Source organism: Actinophytocola sp. (assembly GCF_049647105.1).
Classification (GTDB): Bacteria; Actinomycetota; Actinomycetes; order Mycobacteriales; family Pseudonocardiaceae; genus Actinophytocola.
Genome location: NZ_JBARWZ010000016.1, coordinates 58931 through 76573, shown reverse-complemented (window position 1 = coordinate 76573; position 17643 = coordinate 58931). Strand labels below are relative to the sequence as shown.

The following is a 17643-nucleotide window of genomic DNA, read 5'->3' as shown; positions in this document are numbered from 1 at the left end:
GTCATGCGCCGACTGGTGATCGCGCTTGCGTGCGTGTCGCTCGCGACGCTGTCCGGCGCGGTGCCCGTGTCCGCCGTTCCCACGGCGGACGCGGGGCACCGGCCGGGCGTGGTCCCGTCGCTGGCCAGGGACCTCGTGGCCTACTACGACTTCGAGCACCCGGCGTCGGGTGGCGCGGTCGAGCGGGACCGGGGCCGGTCGGGCACCGACCTGCAGCTGGTCAACGGTGCGCCGAGGGTGCGGGACGGGATCCGGCACGCACTGCAGACCGGGCAGAACTCGGCCGTCGCGAGCAACGACGACTGGAAGGCCGGCGTGTACTCGGAAACCGGCGTGCCGTCGCTGCGGGCGTTCAACGCGGCCCGCGAGATCACCGTGATGGGCTGGTTCAAGACGACCGGCGTCAATCCCAGTCTGAACACGGTGACCGAGGATCCTGCCGACTACTACAACGCGATCGGGCTGGCCGGTGTGCTCACCGGTGACTCCGAGGGGCACGCGGTGCGTGCACTGCTCGAGGTCATCAACGTGAACGGCGAGCTGAAGGTGGTCGCGCTGGGCAGGCGGGTCGACGGCGGGGCGTCGCAGACGTTCGCGGCGTCGGCGCCGTGGCAGGAGGTCCTGCCGCAGGGGCAGTGGGTGCACCTGGCGGCGACGTACGACTTCGACACGGGTGAGATGGCGTTGTACCGCAACGGTCGCGCGCTCGACGGCTTCTACACGATCACCGGTGACCCGTGGCTCCTGGCAGGCGAACCGGAGCCGGACGTGACGACGGCGACGGACCCGCGCGGCATCAAGATCGGCGGCAGCTTCCCCCAGAACAACGTCGAACGAAACCCGTGCAACTGCCGCATGGACGAACTGATCTTCCTGGACCGAGCAGCAACCCCAAGGGAAATCCGAGCCCAGTACAACCACAACTAACCCCGCGAGCCCACGGCCCAAAACCCGCGAGTCCACGGTTGAGGACCCGCGAGTCCACGGTTGAGGACCCCTGAGTTGGCGTTTCGCGTCTGACAGCGTCAGTGCCCGAAACCCCAACTCACCGGTCCCGAACCGTGGACTCGCGGGTTCCGAACCGTGGACTCGCGGGTTTTGGTACGGGGGGTGTGTGGTGTATGTGCTAACTGGAATGTGTCATTCGGGTTGTAGTTCCAGGAGTTCTCGGACAATGTCGTCGGCGCGTCCGAAACTGTGCCACGTCGGTGTTTCACAGTTGCGGGTTTTGCGCAGCCGCGAGGCTACCGCCCATTTCTCCCACACCTGTACGTTGTCCTCGAGGTCGCCGTGGGTGTGCAGGCCGAAAAGCGCGTCGACGGTGCCGCCTTCGGTCGGTGCGGCGAGGCTGGTGGGCACGAAGACCCAGCCTGCCGCTCGGAGCGGTGCGACCACCGCCAAGAGACGGTCGTGCTCAGCACTCACATGCTCCCCAAGGGTTTTCGGGGGCGGACGGTACGCCGGAGCGCACGGGGGAACCGCTCTACGACGCACCGTCCGCCGAGGTGCCCGGTCCGCGGGAGTGCGGGTGTGGAGACCGGGCTGGTGTGTCAACAGACTGCCGGGATTAGCTTGGCGTGCGCAACTTACAACGCGGTTTGTCGGCAATGAGTACCTGATCAGGGGAGCGGTGCAACTTCCGGAAAAATCGGTGTGTATCCGCGCAGGAAAATGCCCTCGCACCAGGGAATCCCGGTGCGAGGGCAATGTCTTTTCGACAGCTCCAGCTTGTCGGAGCGTCGAGCTGCCTGTCCTAGTTCAGCGGCTCCGTCCGCACGGTGAAACGCGGGTCCAGGTGCGCGGTGTCGTTGAACCGGCGGATCACCCAGCGCTCGTCCCACACGACGAGCTGTGTGATCGATGCGTTGTCGGCCTCGATGAACGCGAACGGCCGCGACCCCGTGGCCATCGAGACCACCTGGCCGATCGTGCCGCCGTGCGTGAACACCGCGACCCGCCGGTCCGGGTGCGCCGCGGCGATGCGGGTCAACGCGTCGCGGATGCGGGCGGTGAAGTCCTCCGTCGACTCGGCGCCGGGGATCACGTCCCAGCGTTCCTGTTCGTACATCCGCTGTGCGACCGGATGGCGCTGCGCGACGCGGATACGGAACAGGCCGCCCTCCCACTCGCCGAGGTTGACCTCCCGCATGCCCGGCTCCACGGCGGGGATGAGGCCGAGGCGCTTGGCCAGCGGCTCCGCGGTCTGGTGGGTGCGGCGCAGGGTCGTCACGTAGATGCCGTCGAGATCCTCGTGTTCGAGGCGCTTCGCGACCAGTTCGGCCTGTTCCTCGCCGACTGCCGCGAGCGGCGGATCGCCCTGCCCGTCGACCTTCCGGAACGGCCGGTCCTCGCGGGCCGGCTGGGACTCACCATGCCTGACCAGCAGGATCTCGGTCGCGCCAGGCGGCAGGGTGAAGCGGAACTGGCGGTACTCCTCTGAGTTGGTCACGACCCCATTCAAGCGAATACTCGAACCAGAGTATTTGGGCTAAGGTCACCGCATGGGCAAGCGGAAGGTCTCGAACCCGCTCGCGCTCGCGGTGCTCGCCCTTCTCGCGGAGAAGCCGATGCACCCGTACGAGATGTCGAGCACGCTGCGGGAACGGGCCAAGGAGCAGAGCATCAAGCTCAACTACGGCTCGCTGTACTCGGTCGTCGAGTCGCTGGTGCGGCACAAGCTGATCGACGTGCAGGAGACCGTCCGCGACGGCAGGCGCCCGGAGCGCACCGTCTACGCGATCACCGACCCGGGCCGGATCGAGCTGGTCGACTGGATGTCGGAGCTGCTTGCCGTGCCGGTCAAGGAGTACCTGCAGTTCGAGGCCGCGTTGTCGCTGATGGCGGTCCTCTCCCCGGACGTGGTGGTGCGGCTGCTTGAGGTCCGCCGCATGCGGCTGGACGCGGAGATCGCCGCCACCGAGGGTGTCCTGGCGACCATGACCGAGCGCGGCATGCCGTACCTGTGGACCATCGAGGTCGACTACACGCAGGCGCTCCGGCGTGCCGAGCGGGAGTTCGTGCACGCCACGATCGAGCGGCTGGTGAAGGCGGAGATGCCCGAGATCCGGGCGTGGCGGCGTGCGCACGAGTTCGCCGACGGCGTGCCGAGTGAGGCCGACTGGGGCCGTGCGGTGCGCGAACTGCCGGAGTCTGACATCAACTGGCGACTGGAGTGACACCACTATTGACGTCACGGTGACGTCGCCACCATACTCGACTTCGGATATACGAAGGGGGAGAACCCGAACACAGCACTGGCCGGGTGCGGCAACACCCGGCCAGTGACCAGAAACCCAGGCTCGTCCCCGCAAAGGCACGGCACCAGGCTGCATCCCAAGAATAGCCGTGCGCGTGGACCTGTCTGGTTTGCACCGAACCAGGAGGACAGCGTCCATGACGCGTGCACAGGAGGCGGCGGCCATCGAGGCCGTCGACCTCGTCAAGAAGTACGGAGAGGTCACGGCCCTCGACGGGCTCAGCTTCTCCGTCCCGCCCGGCACCGTGTTCGGCCTGCTCGGCCCGAACGGCGCTGGCAAGTCGACCACCATCAAGATCCTGACCACCCTGTCCACGCCGACCAGCGGTGCCGCGACCGTCGCGGGGATCGACGTGCTGGCCCGGCCCGGCGACGTGCGGCGCGAGATCGGCGTCGTCACGCAGGGCGCGGGCACCGACCGGCAGGCGACCGGCCGGGAGAACCTGCTGCTCGCGGCGCACCTTCACGGCATGCGCGGGCGCGCCGCCAAGGAGCGGGTCGACGAACTGCTCGACCTGTTCGACCTCACCGGCGCCGCGAAACGCCTGGTCAGGGCGTACTCCGGCGGCATGCAGCGCAAGCTCGACGTCGCCATGGGCCTCGTACACCGGCCATCCGTGCTGTTCCTCGACGAGCCGACCACCGGCCTCGACCCGCAGGCTCGCACCGAGATGTGGGCGGAGATCGCGCGGCTCGCCACCCACGAACGGCTGACGATCCTGCTCACCACGCACTACCTGGAGGAGGCCGACCACCTGGCCGATCACCTCGTCATCGTCGACCGGGGCAGGCTCGTCGCGCAGGGCAGCCCGGAGGAGCTGAAGAGCGAGCTGCGCGGCGACGCGGTGGTGATCGACCTGGCGCCGGACGCGTCGGTGGACCACGCCAGGACGGCCATCGAGGCGATGGCCAGGGAGGTCACCGTGTCCGGCCGGACCATCCGTGCCCGCGTCGACGACGGCGCCTCGGCGGTGCCGTCGGTGCTCGCGGAACTCGAACGAGCGGCGGTGACGGTGGCGGCGGTGACCGTCGCCCGTCCCGCGCTCGACGACGTCTACCTGCGCCACACCGGCCGCACGTTCGCGGCGGCTTCGGCGGAGGTGGCGGTCGCATGACCACGCTCGCGCCACACACCGGCTACCTCACCGGCAGGCTGCTGAGGTCCACGCTGCGTCAGCCGGCGTTCGTGGTGATCATGCTGATCCAGCCGATGATCTGGCTCCTGTTGTTCGGTCAGCTGTTCAAGCGGATCGTGGAGCTGCCCGGCTTCGCGGCCGGGTCCTACATCGACTTCCTTACCCCCGGCGTCGTCGTCATGACCGTCCTGTTCACCAGCGGCTGGGCAGGCATGGCGTTCATCGAGGACATGGACCGCGGCGTCATGGACCGCATGCTGGCCTCCCCGGTCAGTCGTGGCGCGATGATGCTCGGGTCGGTGATCAACCAGGCGGTCACGATCGTCGTGCAGGGGATCATCGTGGTGCTCGTCGGGCTCGCGCTCGGCGCCGAGTTCTCCGGCGGTATCCCCGGCATCCTCGTGATGTTCCTCGCTTCGTGCCTGCTGGCGGCGGCGTTCGCGTGCCTGTCCAACGGGATGGCGCTGATCGTGCGGACGTCCGAGTCGCTGATCGGGTTCTCCACGATGCTCACGCTGCCGCTGTCGTTCCTGTCCTCGGCGATGATGGCGCGCGAGGCGGCGCCCGAGTGGATCCAGACCGTGTCGTCGTACAACCCGGTCGACTGGGCGGTCGTCGCGTCCCGCGAGGCGCTGTCGGCCGACCAGGACTGGGGTGCGGTGTTCCCGCGCCTGGCCGGGTTGTTCGTGGTCGCGGTGGTGACCGGCTTCATCGCGACTCGCACCTTCCGCCGTTATCAACGTTCGCTATGACAGGACATAGCCAACAGCTATGACGTGGTGTCCAATTGGTGGCTAGCCACCAATGGGACACCGGCCCATCCTGCTGATGTGCTCCCCGGACTTGTGCTCGTCGCGATCGCGACCGTGGTCGGCCGGGTGGCCGGTTCGCTCGTGCCTGCCGCGAGCGCGTTGATCGTCGGCATCCTGCTCGGGGTGGCCTGGCGTGCGTTCGCGGGTGCGCGGCCCGAGTTCGCGCCGGGGTTGCGCTTCACGCAGACGTGGCTGTTGCGGACGGGTGTGATGCTGCTGGGGCTGCAGCTCGCGGTTGCGCACGTCGTCCACTTCGGACCGAAGGTGCTCGCGGTGGTACTGCTGTCGGTCGCCGTCACGTTCGCGGTCACCTGGCGGCTCGGTCGCCACCTCGGGCAGGCGCGGTCGTTGCTGCTGGCGACCGGAGTGTCGATCTGTGGGGCGTCGGCGGTCGCGGCGGTGAACACGGTGGCCGATGGCGACGAGGAGGACGTCGCCACGGCCATCACCGCCGTGACCGTCCTCGGGACCGCCGCGATCGGGGCCGTGCCGTTGGTCGCGTGGCTGTTCGGGCTGTCCGACCAGGACTTCGGGGTGGTCGCCGGTGCGAGCGTGCACGAGGTCGGTCAGGTCGTCGCGATCGGCGGTGCCGCGGGCGGGCTGGTGCTGCAGGTGGCCGTCGTGGTCAAGCTGACGCGGGTGGTGTTGCTGGCGCCACTGGTGATCGGCCTCGGCGTCCACCGCCGCAGGCTCGTCCTGGCGCACGGGCCGAGCCCGGATGGCACGCGGGCCCGGCCGCCGCTCGTGCCGTGGTTCGTCAGCGGGTTCGTCGTCCTCGTGGTGGTGCGGGCGCTCGGCGTCCTGCCTGCATCGGTCATCGAACTGTCCTCTGTGGTCACGAACCTGCTCCTGTGCGCCGGCATGTTCGCCCTCGGTGCCGCGGTCGACCTGCGCGCGGTCGTCAGGACCGGTGGCCCGTCGCTCGCCGTGGCGGGCGCGGGCAGCGCGCTCCTGCTGGCACTCACCACCACCGCCGTCCTGCTGGTCTAGATCACCTGCAGGAGCGCGGCCGCGGGGCCGGTCAGCCTGCGGCCCTTCGGCCACACCGCGCGCAGGCGCCGGTCCAGCCTCAGGTCCGCCACCCCGATCGGCACGAGCGTGCCGGTGCTCAGCTCCGCCTCCACCGCGTGCCTGCTCAGCACCGCGGGGGCGATCCCCGCGACCGCCGCGCCCTTCACCGCCGCGTTCGAGCCCAGCGCCAGCTGTGGCGTGACGGGATCGTGGCGTGCCAGCACCCGGTCCAGCGTTTCCCGCGTCCCCGACCCGGCCTCCCGCACCACGAGCGGTGTCGCGGCCAGCTCGGGCGCGGTCAGCGGACGGCGGCGCCGGGCCCACGGGTGGGCGGGGGTGACCACCACGATCAGCTCGTCCGTGCCCACCACCCGGCTCGCCAGGCCATCCAGCACGCCGGGGCCCTCCACGAAGCCAAGGTCGACGTCCGAGGCCTTCAGCGCGAGCCGGGCAACCTCCGAGGAGTTCGTCACCGTCAGTCCGACATGGACCGTCGGTTCCTGCCCGCGCAGGTCGGACAGCCACCGGGGCAGCAGTGCCTCGGCGATCGTCATGCTCGCCGCGATCCGCAGCGTCGCGGCCCGGTCGGTTCGCAGGGCGGACAGGCTCGTCCCGAACTCCTCTGCCGCGGCGAGAAGCTTCGCCGCCCACGCCACCACGAGCTTGCCGTCGTCGGTCAGCACCGACCCCTGCGGGCTCCGCACCAGCAGTGGGAGCCGGGCCCGCCGCTCCAGCGCGGCGAGCCGCTTGGTCGCCGACGGCTGTGCGATCCCGACGGCCCTTGCCGCCTTCCCCACGCTGCCCAGCTCCGCCACCTGCACCAACAGGCGCAGGGACTCGAGATCCGGTTCGTCGCTCACACCGACCAATTATGGGGGTTGTGCGCGATGGCAGCATTCGTCATGACAACAGGAGGATCTCGTTGCCAGCAGAGCTGAACACCCTGCGCCGGGAACTGCTCGCGCACATCCGCGACCAGGGTGCCGCCACCGACCCGCTTGTCGCGGAGGCACTGCGGACCGTGCCGCGCCATCTGTTCCTGCCGGATCTGCCGCCGGACAAGGCGTACCTGGACGAGCCGATCGTGACCAAACGCGACGCGGATGGCCGCCCGATCAGCTCGTCGTCGCAGCCGACGATCATGGCGATCATGCTGGACCAGCTGGCGCTCAAGCGTGGCCACCGGGTGCTGGAGATCGGCGCGGGCACCGGCTTCAACGCCGCGCTGCTCGCCACGATCGTCGGTGACCGGGGCGCGGTGACGAGCGTGGACCTCGACGCGGACACCGTCGAGGTCGCGCGGGAGAACCTGGACGCCGCGGGCTGCCCTGGTGTGGTCGTGGTGACCGGCGACGGCGCACTCGGCCACCAGGACCGCTCGCCGTACCACCGGATCATCGCGACCGTCGGCGTGTGGGACCTCGCCCCGGCCTGGCTGGCGCAGCTGGCCCCCGACGGCAGGATCGTCGTGCCGCTCGACCTGAACGGGGTGCAGCGCTCGGTCGCGTTCGAACGCGACGGCGACCACTGGGTCAGCCGGGCGGTCTCCCTGTGCGGGTTCATGCGGATGCGCGGCACGTTCGCCGGACCGGAGCGGACCTACCTGCTCGACACCGCCACCGACCTCACCCTCAGCCTGCCGACCGCCCGCGAGATCGACGGCGACGCACTCACCGAGGTACTCGGCGAACCGCCGTCCGTCCACGCCGTCGGCGACGTCGGGCCCGCACCGACGCCGATGCAGCTGTTCGACGGGTTCACCCTGTGGCTCGCCGCCCACGAGCCCCGCTGGTGCGCACTGTCCGAACAGGCCGGCGCGAACCCGTCCCGGCTCGCGGCCGCACCCATGCGCGCGCAGGAGTCCGCCGCCACCGCGGGCATCCTCGCCGACGACGGGCTCGCGATGCTGGCCGTCGACGAGTCCGCCGACGGTGGGCTGGTCGTGCACGCGCACGGCAACACCGAGGTGGCAGACGACCTTGTCGCGCAGGTCCAGGCCTGGGTCGTGGCAGGCAGGCCCGGCACGGAGGGCATGCGGATCGACGCGTACCCCGCGGGGGTGCCTGCCGGGAGCGGTGACGTGGTGCTGGAGAAGGGACAGTGCAGGCTCACACTGTCGTGGTAGGGCCGGGCTGGACGCCGTCCGGTCCCGACCGTAGGCTCCCGCCTGCAATGGCGAATACGTCTCACATTCCCGCCGATGACCGGCTGACCGTCGGCACGCGGTTCGGCTACGCGCTCGGTTCGCTCTCGACCGGCGCGTTCGGCACCGTGCCGGGTCTGCTGCTGCTCCCGTACCTGACCGACACGCTCGGCGTCGGTGCGTCGGCGGCGGGGCTGCTCGTGTTGCTGCCCAAGGCGTGGGACGTCGTGTTCAACCCGATCGCGGGCCGGATCAGCGACCGGACGACCGGCAGGCTGGGTGCGCGCAGGCCGTACCTGCTCTACGGCGGCATCGCGCTCGCCATCACCTTCGCCGCGCTGTTCGCCGGGCCGGACACCGGTTCCGCGACGATCGACGCGCTGTACGTCGCGTTCGTGTTCCTGCTGTGCGCCACCGCGTTCGCGTTCTTCCAGGTGCCATACAACGCACTGCCCGCCGAGATGACCACCAGCCAGAAGGAACGGACGAGCATCACCGCGTGGCGGATCGCGGTGCTCGCCGTGTCGATCCTGATCTGCGGCGCCGGCGCGCCCGCGATCCGGGACGCGGTCGGTGGTCTCGCCGGCTACCGGTTCATGGGCATCGCGGTCGGCGTGCTGATCGTGGTCGGCGCGGTCGGGGTGTTCCTCGGGACCGCGGGCACCAGGGTCACGCCACCGCTGCCGTCGGTGGCGACCTGGCGGGACACGATCGCCGCGGTGCGGGACTGCCCACCGTTCCGCGTGTTGCTGACCGCGTTCGTGATCCAGGCGGTCGGCATCGGCACGCTGCTCGCCGGGGTGGACTACCTCGCCAGGATCGGGCTTGGCGACAAGGCGTGGCAGCCGCTGCTGTTCGCCGCGTTCGTCGGGCCCGCCCTGCTCGTGATGCCGCTGTGGCAACGAGTCGGGGCCAGGCGCGGCAAGCGGGCCAGCTACGTGGCCGCGACGGTCGTGTTCACCCTCGGGCTGCTCGGTGTCCTCGGCGCCCGGGTGTTCCCGCCGGGCGTGATCGTGGCGTTCGTGGCCGTGGCCGGTGTCGGGTACGCGGGCCTGCAGGTGTTCCCGCTGTCGATGCTCGCGGACGTGATCGGTCGTGAGGAGGACCGCACCGGTCAGGTCCGGGCCGGTGTGTTCGCCGGGGTGTGGACCGCGGGGGAGACGCTCGGTCTCGCGCTCGGACCCGCTTTGTACGGCGGAATTCTCGCGCTCGGCGGTTATGTGTCGTCGACGGGCGAGGCGGTGACGCAGCCGTCCGGTGCGATCACCGCGGTGATCATCGGTGTCGCGCTGCTCCCCGCGCTGTTCACCCTGGCCGCGCTGCCCCTGTTGCGGCGCAAGGAGTTGCTGTCGTGAGTTTGCCTGGCATGGGCCTGCCTGCTGAGCAGGTCCTGGACGAGCTGCGTGCCCTGCGGGCCGGCGACCTGCCCACCCACGGCGGCCACACCCTCGCCTACGTCTACGACAGTGGCCTCGCGGGCCTCGACGATCTGGCCGCGCGGGCACACGCGCTGGCCAGCTCCGCGAACGGGCTCGACCCGACCGCGTTCCCCAGCCTGCTGCGCATGGAGAACGACATCGTCGCCACCGCTGCCGCGTTACTCGGCGGCGGGCAGGCGACGGTCGGCAGCGTGACGTCCGGCGGCACCGAGAGTTGCATGCTCGCCGTGCATGCGGCGCGGTCCGCGCGACCCGAGATCGACCGGCCGAGGATCGTGCTCGCGTCGACCGCGCACGCCGCGTTCCACAAGGCGGCGCACTACTTCGGGGTCGAGGCGGTGACCGTGCCGGTCGACCCTGCGACGTTCCGGGCCGACCCGGCCGCCATGGCCGACGCCATCGACGACCGGACCGTGCTGGTGGTGGTGAGCGCACCGTCGTACGCGCACGGCGTGCTCGACCCGGTGCCGGAGATCGCCGCCGCTGCCGCCGAGCGTGGCGTGCGGTGCCATGTGGACGCCTGCATCGGCGGCTGGGTGCTGCCGTACTTCCGCGCGCTCGGCGAGCCGGTGCCGGACTTCGACCTTTCGGTCCCCGGCGTGACGAGCCTGTCGGTCGACCTGCACAAGTACGCGTACTGTCCCAAAGGGACATCCGTGCTGCTGCACGCGGACGCGGCCCTCAGGCGGACGCAGTTCTTCGCCAGCGCGGCGTGGCCCGGCTACACGATGCTGAACTCGACCATGCAGTCGACCCGGTCGGGCGGCCCGCTCGCCGCGGCGTGGGCGGTGCTGAACCACCTTGGCGACAACGGTTACCGGTCGCTCGCCGAACAGACCCTGTCCTCGGTGCGCACGCTGCGGTCGGGCATCGACGGGATCGAGGGCCTGCGGGTCCAGGGTGACCCTCGGTCGACGCTGCTTTCTGTCGTCGCGGACGACGACACCTTCGACGTGTTCACCGTGGCCGACGAGATGACCGAGCGCGGCTGGTACCTGCAGCCGCAGTTCGGGTTCGAGTCCTCGCCCGCGAACCTGCACCTGACCGTGACGGCCGCCAACCACGGCAGCGAGAGCGAACTGCTGACCGACCTCGCGGCCTCGGTGACCGCCGCGCGGCGCAACGGGCCGGTGTCGCTGTCGGAGGAGCTGGTCGCCGCGATCGCCGGGCTGGACCCGTCGCAGCTGACGCCGGAGCAGTTCGCTGGGTTGCTCGCGATGGCGGGCATGGCGGGCGCCGGCACCCCGAAGCGGATGGCGGAGATCAACGCCATGCTCGGTGCCGCGGCCCCCGGGCTGCGGGAACGGTTGCTGGTCGAGTTCCTCGGCGTGCTCTACACGCCAACGCCACCGCCAGGGGAAGATCGCTCAACGCACTGAAGGACGCCCCATCACGCGTCGGACAGCGCCAGCCGGACCAGCGCCGCTCCCGCTGCCTGCATCGGCAGGCCCTCGATGGCCTCGGCGGTGAACGGCCGGGCGGTCACCGCGCCCTCGTCGTTGACCGCGACCCGCGCGGCGAAGATCTCGTCGAACACCGGCGCGTCGATGACCACCCGCACCAGCAGGTCGGTCGCGAACGTCAGCGGGTCGACGCCGAGGCCGAGGACGCGGGCCTCGATGCCGGGGTTGCCGGTCATCGCGGCCGCGAACGGCCACGTCGCGTAGTCCGGCGCCTCGACCTCCGGCTCGCCGAGCACCTCCTCCGCGTACTCGCGCAACAGGAACCGCCACAGGTCGAAGTCGTCCGGGCCGGAGGACTGGAACACCCCGACCGGCACCACTTGGTACAGCCCGCCGGCGTGCCCGACCTTGGCCGGGTCGCGCCAGTGCAGCAGGAACTCGTCCCCGGCGGCGTCGCGGCGGATCGTCAGTGCGCTGATCGCCATGTTCGCGGGGCGTTTCGCCAGGTCACACGGGTTGCCGACGGCATCGCGCAGCGGGGCGTCACCGCGGGCCGCGTACTCGTGCGCGGCCGCCTCGCCGGTGTCGATGCTGTCGAAATACCTGCCGTCGCCGAACACGAGCCGAGGGGCGGGGCCCGCCAGGTCGGCGTCGACGAGCCGCCAGGTCGGGCGGTTCTCGAACACGGCAGGCGGGTCGAGCGCCGCCATGGCGGCCGCGTAACCAGGGAAGTCCGGGTGCCCGGACGCGGGCGGCAGGTCGACCGGCGGCGTGGTGCCCATCTCGATGTCCAAGGCGGACAACGGGATGGGTGCCGGCGGCACCCATGCGGGGTCGGTGAGCAGGGGAGTCCCGGCGATCCTGGGCACGTCCGGGAACTCCTCGGCCGCCCGCACCGCCAGCTCGTAGCGGTGCGTCCGCAGGTGCGCACGCACCCGCGCCCAGTCGGTCACTTCACCAGCCGCCAGTACTGCTTACCCTTCTTGTCCCGCACGATCACACCCAGCGCCACCAGCTCCCCGCGCAGCTCCTTGGCCTCGTCGGCGCCGGGTTTCTTCGCCCGCGCGGTCAGCAGCGCGTTCGCGCCGGCAGGCAGGCCGTCCATGCCGGGCACCCACCTGCGGTACTCGCCCGCGTGCGGATCGCCGTCGCGCCACGGGTAGTCGTACTTGGTGAACGCCGCCGCCAGCGCCGTCACGTCCAGTTCGGACGGTCGGCGGACCAGCTCGCCGGTGTCGTTGCCCAGCAGCACCAACTGGTTGCGGTCGACGAACACCGCGGCGACGTCCGCGCGGGCGAACGTCTCGGTGTACTCGTCGCCCACCAGCCGGACCTCGTCCGCCGACACCGTGACACCGAGCCGGTCGCCGTGCGCCATCAGCGCGAGCACCAGCCCGCCGACGAGCCCGACGCCCAGCGCGCCGAGGGTCGCCCACGGCTCCGGGACCGAGGCGATCATCTCCAGCGGGCCACGGAACGGCGTCCGTTCCAGCGTCACGGCCCAGTTGGCCAGCAGCTTCAGCAGCCAGACGGCCAGTGCGCCCGCCGCTGGCAGGCCTGCCCACCTGACCAGTCGCGTGCCCGCGCTTTCGGTGATCCGCTCGTCTCCCACACCCCCATTGTCCTGTTTGGTGGCGCCGTGAAACGACTGGGCCCATGTCACCTGTCGCGGGGTGGGTCTCTGACGTAGTGTCGGCAAGGTGGCACCTGCGAGATGTGCCACTGTGTCGTCATGGGGAGGTGCGTCGGTGACCGAACCGAGCGACACCAGCGGACTCATCGGCTCCGCGCAGCGTGCGCTGCGGATCCTGGACCTCGTGGGCTCGGCAGGCGACGGCATCACGGCGAAGGCCGTCGCGCGCCGGGCGGGCTACAACCTGTCGACGACCTACCACCTGCTGAACACGTTGGTACACGAGGGATATCTCATCCGGCTGGGCCACGGCCGCGGCTTCGGCCTCGGCTACAAGGTCGGCAGCCTGTACCAACGCCTGTGCGCAGAACTGGACGTCGGCCAGGAACTCCAGGACGAGTTGCACCACCTGCACCGCCGCGCGGAAGCTGCCGCGTACTACACGGTCTTCCGCGAGACGGACATCGTGGTCGCCGCGGTGGCCGACTCGCCACAGTGGCCCCGCGCGACCCCGCTCGACTTCGGCTTCCACGAGGCCGCGCACGCGACGGCGTTCGGCAAGGTCCTGCTGGCGTCCATGCCGAAGCGCAAGCGCCGTGACTACCTCGCAGGTGCGGGCATGCCACGGTTGACCGCACGCACCACGGTCAGGGCGCCGGATCTGGACGCGGAACTGGAACACGTGGACCACGCGGGGGTGGCGCTGGAGATCGAGGAGTTCCACCGGAAGTGGCGTGCCTGTCGGCGCCGGTGCTGGACGCGCAGAACCGCGTGACCGGCGCGGTTGCCTTCTCCGTGCCGTCGTCGGAGTTCCACGCCCGCCGCCGGCACCTCGAACGCGCCGCGAGAGCGGGAGCGGCCCGGTTCGCCCACCTGCTGGCCACCCGCCCGTCACTGGTTGGCGGCGCCTGACCTCACGAACCGCCTGCGTGTGGTGGATCGAACGGGACGGGCCTCTTCCCGAGTGACCGCGAAGTCCACGCCGTGCAGGACGTGCGCCGGCACCTCGGCGCCACGCGCCCGCGATCTCGATCTGCTCCGGCATCCAGTGCCCGGCGGGCCACACCGGATCCAGCCATTCGATGGCCGCCACCCTCGGCCGCTGCCGTCCGCGACCGCCTCCCGGCTGCCATGGCACGCACCGCGAGCCCGTGACGGAACGTAAGTGTGTTCGTAATCACTCGTCCACTCTTTCGAGGCAATGTGCGATTCACTCGATCGAGGGCGACCGGATGAATCTGCAGGTGAAGGCGCACTGTGCGTATGCATGTGCAGCTGCACTGGCAGCGCCCTCACTGACCAGGTGTAGCTGTCCGCTCAACGACTTACACGCACCGTTTACCGCCGACGGCCTGTGTCACGGTGGCATAACGAGATTGATACGCGAAGATGTGACGGGCGCTGAGTTCACAGCGGAGAACTCGATCGCACGATGACGAAGAGGAAAGCACGCACGGTGACCAGGACAAGGCCCGAAACCGCGATGACACCAGAAGAAGGAAGATCAGCGGAGCTGGAGCGGCCCGCTCGCAGGACGGTCCGGCTCGCGGCCGCTGTCGAGCGCGAGCCGTCGACGGCCCCGGCCTCGCGTCGCCCCGCGACGCACGCACTCCGCCCGGCCACGCGAGATCGGGTCTTGCGTGTCGCGGAGCGCGTCGTCGGAGACTGGGCTCCCACCCTGCGCGAGGCGCTGGTGCGGGTAGTGGTGTTCGCCGTGGTGCTGGTGGCCCTCGCGCTGACGCTCGGAGCCGAGGTGGCCGCGGCGGGTGCGGCGGTCGGGTTCGTGATGTTCCTGGTCGGCCGCCGCCGCGCCGGTTCCTCGGACTGACTCGTCTCACGCGCCTCTGACGAGCGCGCGGACCTTCGGAATGCGCAGGTACAGCCCTGCCCAGACGGCGATGCCGAGGTAGACGGGGAACAACGTCGTCGACATCAGCGGTGACTCGGCGCGGAAGTGCGCGCAGACGGCGCCGCCCAGGTAGCCGGTGAGTAACACCGCGCCAAGTACCGACGTGCGTGGAATCGCATAGAGGGCAAGGCAGGCGAGTTCGAGGATGCCGATCGGGAGCGCCTGCCAACCGGGGAAACCGAGATCTCCGAACGACTCGACGACCGGCTCGATCGCGAGCATGTGGAGGACCGCGTCGAACAGCAGGAACGCGGTCGCCACGAGGCTGATGACCTGGCCCGCGCGGGCGGCCGTGACGGTGACCTGACTGGGTGCGAGTGGCTGTGTTGTTCATGACGCAACACTCGCATCCGACAACTCTTCTTGTCAAGACAAAAATATTTGTCGGTGGTTGATGGGGCTCGTCGTGGCCGGTGCCGACCTCGGCGAGGCTGTCAGGAGAAAGGCCCCGGAGTCCGGGGCCCTTCGGTCAGTTCGGGTTCTGTGCGTGGGTGAGCGTCTGCCAGGAGACGAACAGACTGTTCGTCCCTTGTGGACGGTGTGACTCCGTGAACGTCTTCGTGTTCGGCATGGTTATGCCGAGCCTCGTGTTGAGGTGGTTGTACCCGACCTCGGTGACCGGCCCCAGCCCCCGGTGAACCGTGCCGCCGCACAGCCAGGACGGCGGTGCCTCCAGCTCGTATCGTGACTGGAAGCCCAGCGCGGTGCGCAGCCGGTCCGCGATCTCCGGGTACAGGCTCTGGCCCTGGATCCGCGTGGTCTCCGCGAAGTCGGCGATCGACGCGATGCCGTAGCCGGTGTGCGTGAAGTCCCGGCAGGTCTCCTGTGTCAGGCCCTCGGAGAACGTGCTCTGGTTCTGCCAGTACTGGACGATCTCGTCGCGGGTGTCGATGCTGCTGTTCGCCGGCGGGTGGGGCAGGGCGCCGTCGCTCGCGATGTACACGAAGGCAGGCACGCGGGTGCGGTACTTCGCCACCGCGCGGTCGTACGCGGACCGGTCCTCCAGGAACACCGAAATCCCGAGCGCGGCCTCCATCATCACCAACTCCCAGTTGCCGTTGGCGGTCGTGGCGCCGTTGATGACCCTCGGCAGGTACACGTTCCGCAGCATCGTGCCGAAGCGGCCCGAGTTGGGCCAGTTGCCGTACGCGTACTTGATCAGCTCCGCGGCCTGCGCCCACGAGACGCCGGACCACGCCGTCTGGAGCGGGGCGTTGCTGTTCGTGTGACCCGTGATGGTCGCCGACCAGGCGTCCATGATCTGGATGGACTTGGTGGCATAGCGGGTGTCCTGCGTGAAGTACCACATCAGCGCGAGCGTGTACGCGGCGATCGCGTCCTGGCGCTCGTCAGTGCAGCCGTAGTTGGGGTTCGAGTATGGGCCGCACTCGACCACCGGACGTGGCTTGGGGGTCCTGGACAGGGACGCGTAGGAACTTCCGGCCATCTGGTCGTACGCGGCCCGCCACGGCTGGGCGTTCGCGTTGACCTTGCCGCGCACGAAGTCGAGCATCGGGCGGCTGACGAGTACTCCGGGATGGGTGAAGGTGGGCGGTGCGGCGGTCGCTGGCACGACCTGACCGCTGAACACCAGCAGCAGGGCGAGGAAACCGACGATGAACCGCTTGCGGGGTGCGGACATGAACTCATGGTCATGGTCTAGACCATGGTGGGTCAATAGCTACGCGCAGTGCCGATTTCACATCACCCGGTAAGACGATGGTTGACGGCACCCCGTAGTGGGTACCTGTTTGTTCAACAGGGCCTTTCAAGGAGGTGCACGGAGCATGCTTATCCTCGGCTTGCTACTGGTGGTGCTGAGTGGCGCCGTTGGTGTGCTGCTGATCGCCTACAACAACGGTGGCGACGCACAAACGGTCACCATGTTCGGCCGCGATCTGGGTGACGTGACAATGGCGCAGGCGTTCGTCGCCGGGCTCGTGGTCGCGGCGCTCTTCCTGATCGGGCTGTCGATGATCATGTCTGCCGGGCGCAGGGCCCGGGAGAACCGCGCCCGCTACCGCGAGGCACGCAGGGAAGCCAAGGCCGCCGCTCGCGAGCGGGACGAGCTCGCCGAGCAGCTGCGCAAGGAAGAAGACGACCACCGGCACGAGCCCGTGGCCAGCAGCACCGACACGATGGTGACCCCGCCGGCTGGTACCCCGGCGCCCCACGACGCCCGCACGGGCGCACCCGCTGCCAGCATGGCGCCGCCGCGCCAGGCGACGCAGCAGCAGCCGGTGGTCACCAACATCAAGCCCGGTGACTCCCCCACCAGGTGACCGGGCAGCGATAGCGGTCGGCCGCGGCCTGACTCGACGCGGCATCGGTTTCCTGTCCCCCGGTGAACCGATGCCGCGGGTCGTGGCCGGCCGCTTCCCCTAACGCAGGAACTTGGCGGGCACATGGTCCGCCAGCCACACGATCTCGTTGCCACGCAGGAACTCCACGCCCGCGGCCCGCGCTGCGGGCGTGTCGACTGTCAGCACCCGTATCCGCTCGCCCTTGCGGCTGCCGACCGTCTCGGCCATCTCCCGCGTCACCGAGAGGTGGACGTACTGCCGCCGCATGGGCCGCAGCCCGTCCAGCAGGATGCTCTCCGCCGCCGACGTGGACGTGCCGTGGAACAGCTCGGCGGGCGGTGTGCCCGGTTCCCGCACGATCCGGCCCGGCACACTGTGCCCGTAGCGGGCGCGGACGCGGTCCTCCACCAGTTCGAACCGCTGCTTGGGGTTCTCGCGCACCACGTTCTCCAGCCGCGCACGGCTCACGCCCAGCGCCGCGAGCAGGTCCGCGACCGGCGTCCAGCCCGCTTCGTCCAGTTCCAGCTCGTACTGCCATGGCGCGTGCCGCAACGCGTGCGACATCTGTTTGCTGAGCTGAACGTCGTACATGCCCGGA

The 17643-nt window shown here is 69.9% G+C and carries 20 protein-coding genes; 12 read left to right on the top strand and 8 right to left on the bottom strand.

Going from position 1 to position 17643, the window contains the following annotated elements; translation table 11 throughout:
* Positions 1-3 precede the first annotated feature (3 nt).
* Positions 4-927 carry a LamG-like jellyroll fold domain-containing protein gene (locus tag WBA97_RS02305; RefSeq protein ID WP_424228958.1) on the top strand — a complete coding sequence of 308 codons (924 nt, stop codon included), beginning with the start codon at positions 4-6 and terminating at the stop codon, positions 925-927.
* 213 nt (positions 928-1140) lie between these two features.
* Here the strand turns inward: WBA97_RS02305 and WBA97_RS02300 are convergent, their stop codons facing one another.
* Entirely contained in the window at positions 1141-1425 is a 285-nt protein-coding gene (locus WBA97_RS02300) for a hypothetical protein (protein ID WP_424228957.1), read from the bottom strand.
* A 328-nt stretch (positions 1426-1753) separates the two neighbouring features.
* A complete protein-coding gene (locus WBA97_RS02295) occupies positions 1754-2449 on the bottom strand; it encodes a histidine phosphatase family protein (RefSeq protein ID WP_424228956.1) in 696 nt (231 codons plus the stop codon).
* 52 nt (positions 2450-2501) lie between these two features.
* Here WBA97_RS02295 and WBA97_RS02290 point away from each other — a divergent pair, with 52 nt between their 5' ends.
* The 4 genes from WBA97_RS02290 (at position 2502) to WBA97_RS02275 (ending at position 6194) form a co-directional block, all read left to right on the top strand.
* Positions 2502-3176 carry a PadR family transcriptional regulator gene (locus tag WBA97_RS02290; protein ID WP_424228955.1) on the top strand — a complete coding sequence of 225 codons (675 nt, stop codon included), beginning with the start codon at positions 2502-2504 and terminating at the stop codon, positions 3174-3176.
* 217 nt (positions 3177-3393) lie between these two features.
* Positions 3394-4371 (top strand): ABC transporter ATP-binding protein, encoded by a 978-nt coding sequence (locus tag WBA97_RS02285; RefSeq protein ID WP_424228954.1) that lies wholly within the window; start codon positions 3394-3396, stop codon positions 4369-4371.
* Positions 4368-5144 (top strand): ABC transporter permease, encoded by a 777-nt coding sequence (locus WBA97_RS02280; RefSeq protein WP_424228953.1) that lies wholly within the window; start codon positions 4368-4370, stop codon positions 5142-5144. Before WBA97_RS02285 ends, WBA97_RS02280 begins: the two co-directional genes overlap by 4 nt.
* Positions 5145-5222: 78 nt before the next feature.
* Positions 5223-6194 (top strand): YeiH family protein, encoded by a 972-nt coding sequence (locus WBA97_RS02275; protein WP_424228952.1) that lies wholly within the window; start codon positions 5223-5225, stop codon positions 6192-6194.
* Here WBA97_RS02275 and WBA97_RS02270 read toward each other — a convergent pair.
* A complete protein-coding gene (locus WBA97_RS02270) occupies positions 6191-7075 on the bottom strand; it encodes a LysR family transcriptional regulator (RefSeq protein ID WP_424228951.1) in 885 nt (294 codons plus the stop codon). The genes WBA97_RS02275 and WBA97_RS02270 overlap by 4 nt on opposite strands.
* Positions 7076-7137: 62 nt before the next feature.
* On the opposite strand from WBA97_RS02270, the gene fxlM reads away from it, so the two are divergent.
* Genes fxlM through WBA97_RS02255 form a run of 3 tightly spaced genes read left to right on the top strand, consistent with a single transcriptional unit; the run spans position 7138 to position 11176 of the window.
* Positions 7138-8340 carry a methyltransferase, FxLD system gene (gene fxlM, locus WBA97_RS02265; protein ID WP_424228950.1) on the top strand — a complete coding sequence of 401 codons (1203 nt, stop codon included), beginning with the start codon at positions 7138-7140 and terminating at the stop codon, positions 8338-8340.
* Positions 8341-8387: 47 nt separating this feature from the next.
* On the top strand, positions 8388-9713 hold the full coding sequence (locus WBA97_RS02260) for an MFS transporter (protein ID WP_424228949.1): 1326 nt from the start codon (positions 8388-8390) through the stop codon (positions 9711-9713).
* Positions 9714-9724: 11 nt separating this feature from the next.
* On the top strand, positions 9725-11176 hold the full coding sequence (locus WBA97_RS02255; RefSeq protein WP_424228987.1) for a pyridoxal phosphate-dependent decarboxylase family protein: 1452 nt from the start codon (positions 9725-9727) through the stop codon (positions 11174-11176).
* An 11-nt stretch (positions 11177-11187) separates the two neighbouring features.
* Here the strand turns inward: WBA97_RS02255 and WBA97_RS02250 are convergent, their stop codons facing one another.
* On the bottom strand, positions 11188-12153 hold the full coding sequence (locus tag WBA97_RS02250; RefSeq protein WP_424228948.1) for a hypothetical protein: 966 nt from the start codon (positions 12151-12153) through the stop codon (positions 11188-11190).
* Positions 12150-12812 carry a YqeB family protein gene (locus WBA97_RS02245; protein WP_424228947.1) on the bottom strand — a complete coding sequence of 221 codons (663 nt, stop codon included), beginning with the start codon at positions 12810-12812 and terminating at the stop codon, positions 12150-12152. The genes WBA97_RS02250 and WBA97_RS02245 overlap by 4 nt, the downstream gene beginning before the upstream one ends.
* A 136-nt stretch (positions 12813-12948) precedes the next feature.
* On the opposite strand from WBA97_RS02245, the gene WBA97_RS02240 reads away from it, so the two are divergent.
* The 3 genes from WBA97_RS02240 to WBA97_RS02230 all read left to right on the top strand — a co-directional run bounded on the left by WBA97_RS02240 (position 12949) and on the right by WBA97_RS02230 (position 14661).
* On the top strand, positions 12949-13608 hold the full coding sequence (locus WBA97_RS02240; protein ID WP_424228946.1) for an IclR family transcriptional regulator: 660 nt from the start codon (positions 12949-12951) through the stop codon (positions 13606-13608).
* A complete protein-coding gene (locus tag WBA97_RS02235) occupies positions 13605-13745 on the top strand; it encodes a hypothetical protein (RefSeq protein ID WP_424228945.1) in 141 nt (46 codons plus the stop codon). The genes WBA97_RS02240 and WBA97_RS02235 overlap by 4 nt, the downstream gene beginning before the upstream one ends.
* A gap of 520 nt (positions 13746-14265) precedes the next feature.
* Positions 14266-14661 (top strand): hypothetical protein, encoded by a 396-nt coding sequence (locus tag WBA97_RS02230; protein ID WP_424228944.1) that lies wholly within the window; start codon positions 14266-14268, stop codon positions 14659-14661.
* Positions 14662-14667: 6 nt separating this feature from the next.
* On the opposite strand, the gene WBA97_RS02225 is transcribed toward WBA97_RS02230, so the two are convergent.
* Complete coding sequence (locus tag WBA97_RS02225) at positions 14668-15003, bottom strand: DoxX family protein (RefSeq protein ID WP_424228943.1); 336 nt, start codon at positions 15001-15003, stop codon at positions 14668-14670.
* A 208-nt stretch (positions 15004-15211) separates the two neighbouring features.
* A complete protein-coding gene (locus tag WBA97_RS02220) occupies positions 15212-16384 on the bottom strand; it encodes an alginate lyase family protein (protein WP_424228942.1) in 1173 nt (390 codons plus the stop codon).
* Between the two features lie 145 nt (positions 16385-16529).
* Between WBA97_RS02220 and WBA97_RS02215 the strand changes: the two genes are divergently transcribed.
* Positions 16530-17024: a hypothetical protein gene (locus WBA97_RS02215; protein WP_424228941.1), complete on the top strand. Its 495-nt coding sequence runs from the start codon at positions 16530-16532 to the stop codon at positions 17022-17024.
* A gap of 99 nt (positions 17025-17123) precedes the next feature.
* Here the strand turns inward: WBA97_RS02215 and WBA97_RS02210 are convergent, their stop codons facing one another.
* Positions 17124-17636: an RNA 2'-phosphotransferase gene (locus WBA97_RS02210; RefSeq protein WP_424228940.1), complete on the bottom strand. Its 513-nt coding sequence runs from the start codon at positions 17634-17636 to the stop codon at positions 17124-17126.
* Positions 17637-17643: the final 7 nt, after the last annotated feature.

Bases quoted from the DNA above. Each gene is read 5' to 3' on its own strand.
- WBA97_RS02210 (WP_424228940.1), bottom strand. From the start codon at position 17,636: ATGTACGACGTTCAGCTCAGCAAACAGATGTCGCACGCGTTGCGGCAC.
- WBA97_RS02290 (WP_424228955.1), top strand. From the start codon at position 2,502: ATGGGCAAGCGGAAGGTCTCGAACCCGCTCGCGCTCGCGGTGCTCGCC.
- WBA97_RS02215 (WP_424228941.1), top strand. From the start codon at position 16,530: ATGCTTATCCTCGGCTTGCTACTGGTGGTGCTGAGTGGCGCCGTTGGT.
- WBA97_RS02305 (WP_424228958.1), top strand. From the start codon at position 4: ATGCGCCGACTGGTGATCGCGCTTGCGTGCGTGTCGCTCGCGACGCTG.
- WBA97_RS02220 (WP_424228942.1), bottom strand. From the start codon at position 16,384: ATGTCCGCACCCCGCAAGCGGTTCATCGTCGGTTTCCTCGCCCTGCTG.
- WBA97_RS02280 (WP_424228953.1), top strand. From the start codon at position 4,368: ATGACCACGCTCGCGCCACACACCGGCTACCTCACCGGCAGGCTGCTG.
- WBA97_RS02230 (WP_424228944.1), top strand. From the start codon at position 14,266: ATGACGAAGAGGAAAGCACGCACGGTGACCAGGACAAGGCCCGAAACC.
- WBA97_RS02285 (WP_424228954.1), top strand. From the start codon at position 3,394: ATGACGCGTGCACAGGAGGCGGCGGCCATCGAGGCCGTCGACCTCGTC.
- WBA97_RS02260 (WP_424228949.1), top strand. From the start codon at position 8,388: ATGGCGAATACGTCTCACATTCCCGCCGATGACCGGCTGACCGTCGGC.
- WBA97_RS02255 (WP_424228987.1), top strand. From the start codon at position 9,725: ATGGGCCTGCCTGCTGAGCAGGTCCTGGACGAGCTGCGTGCCCTGCGG.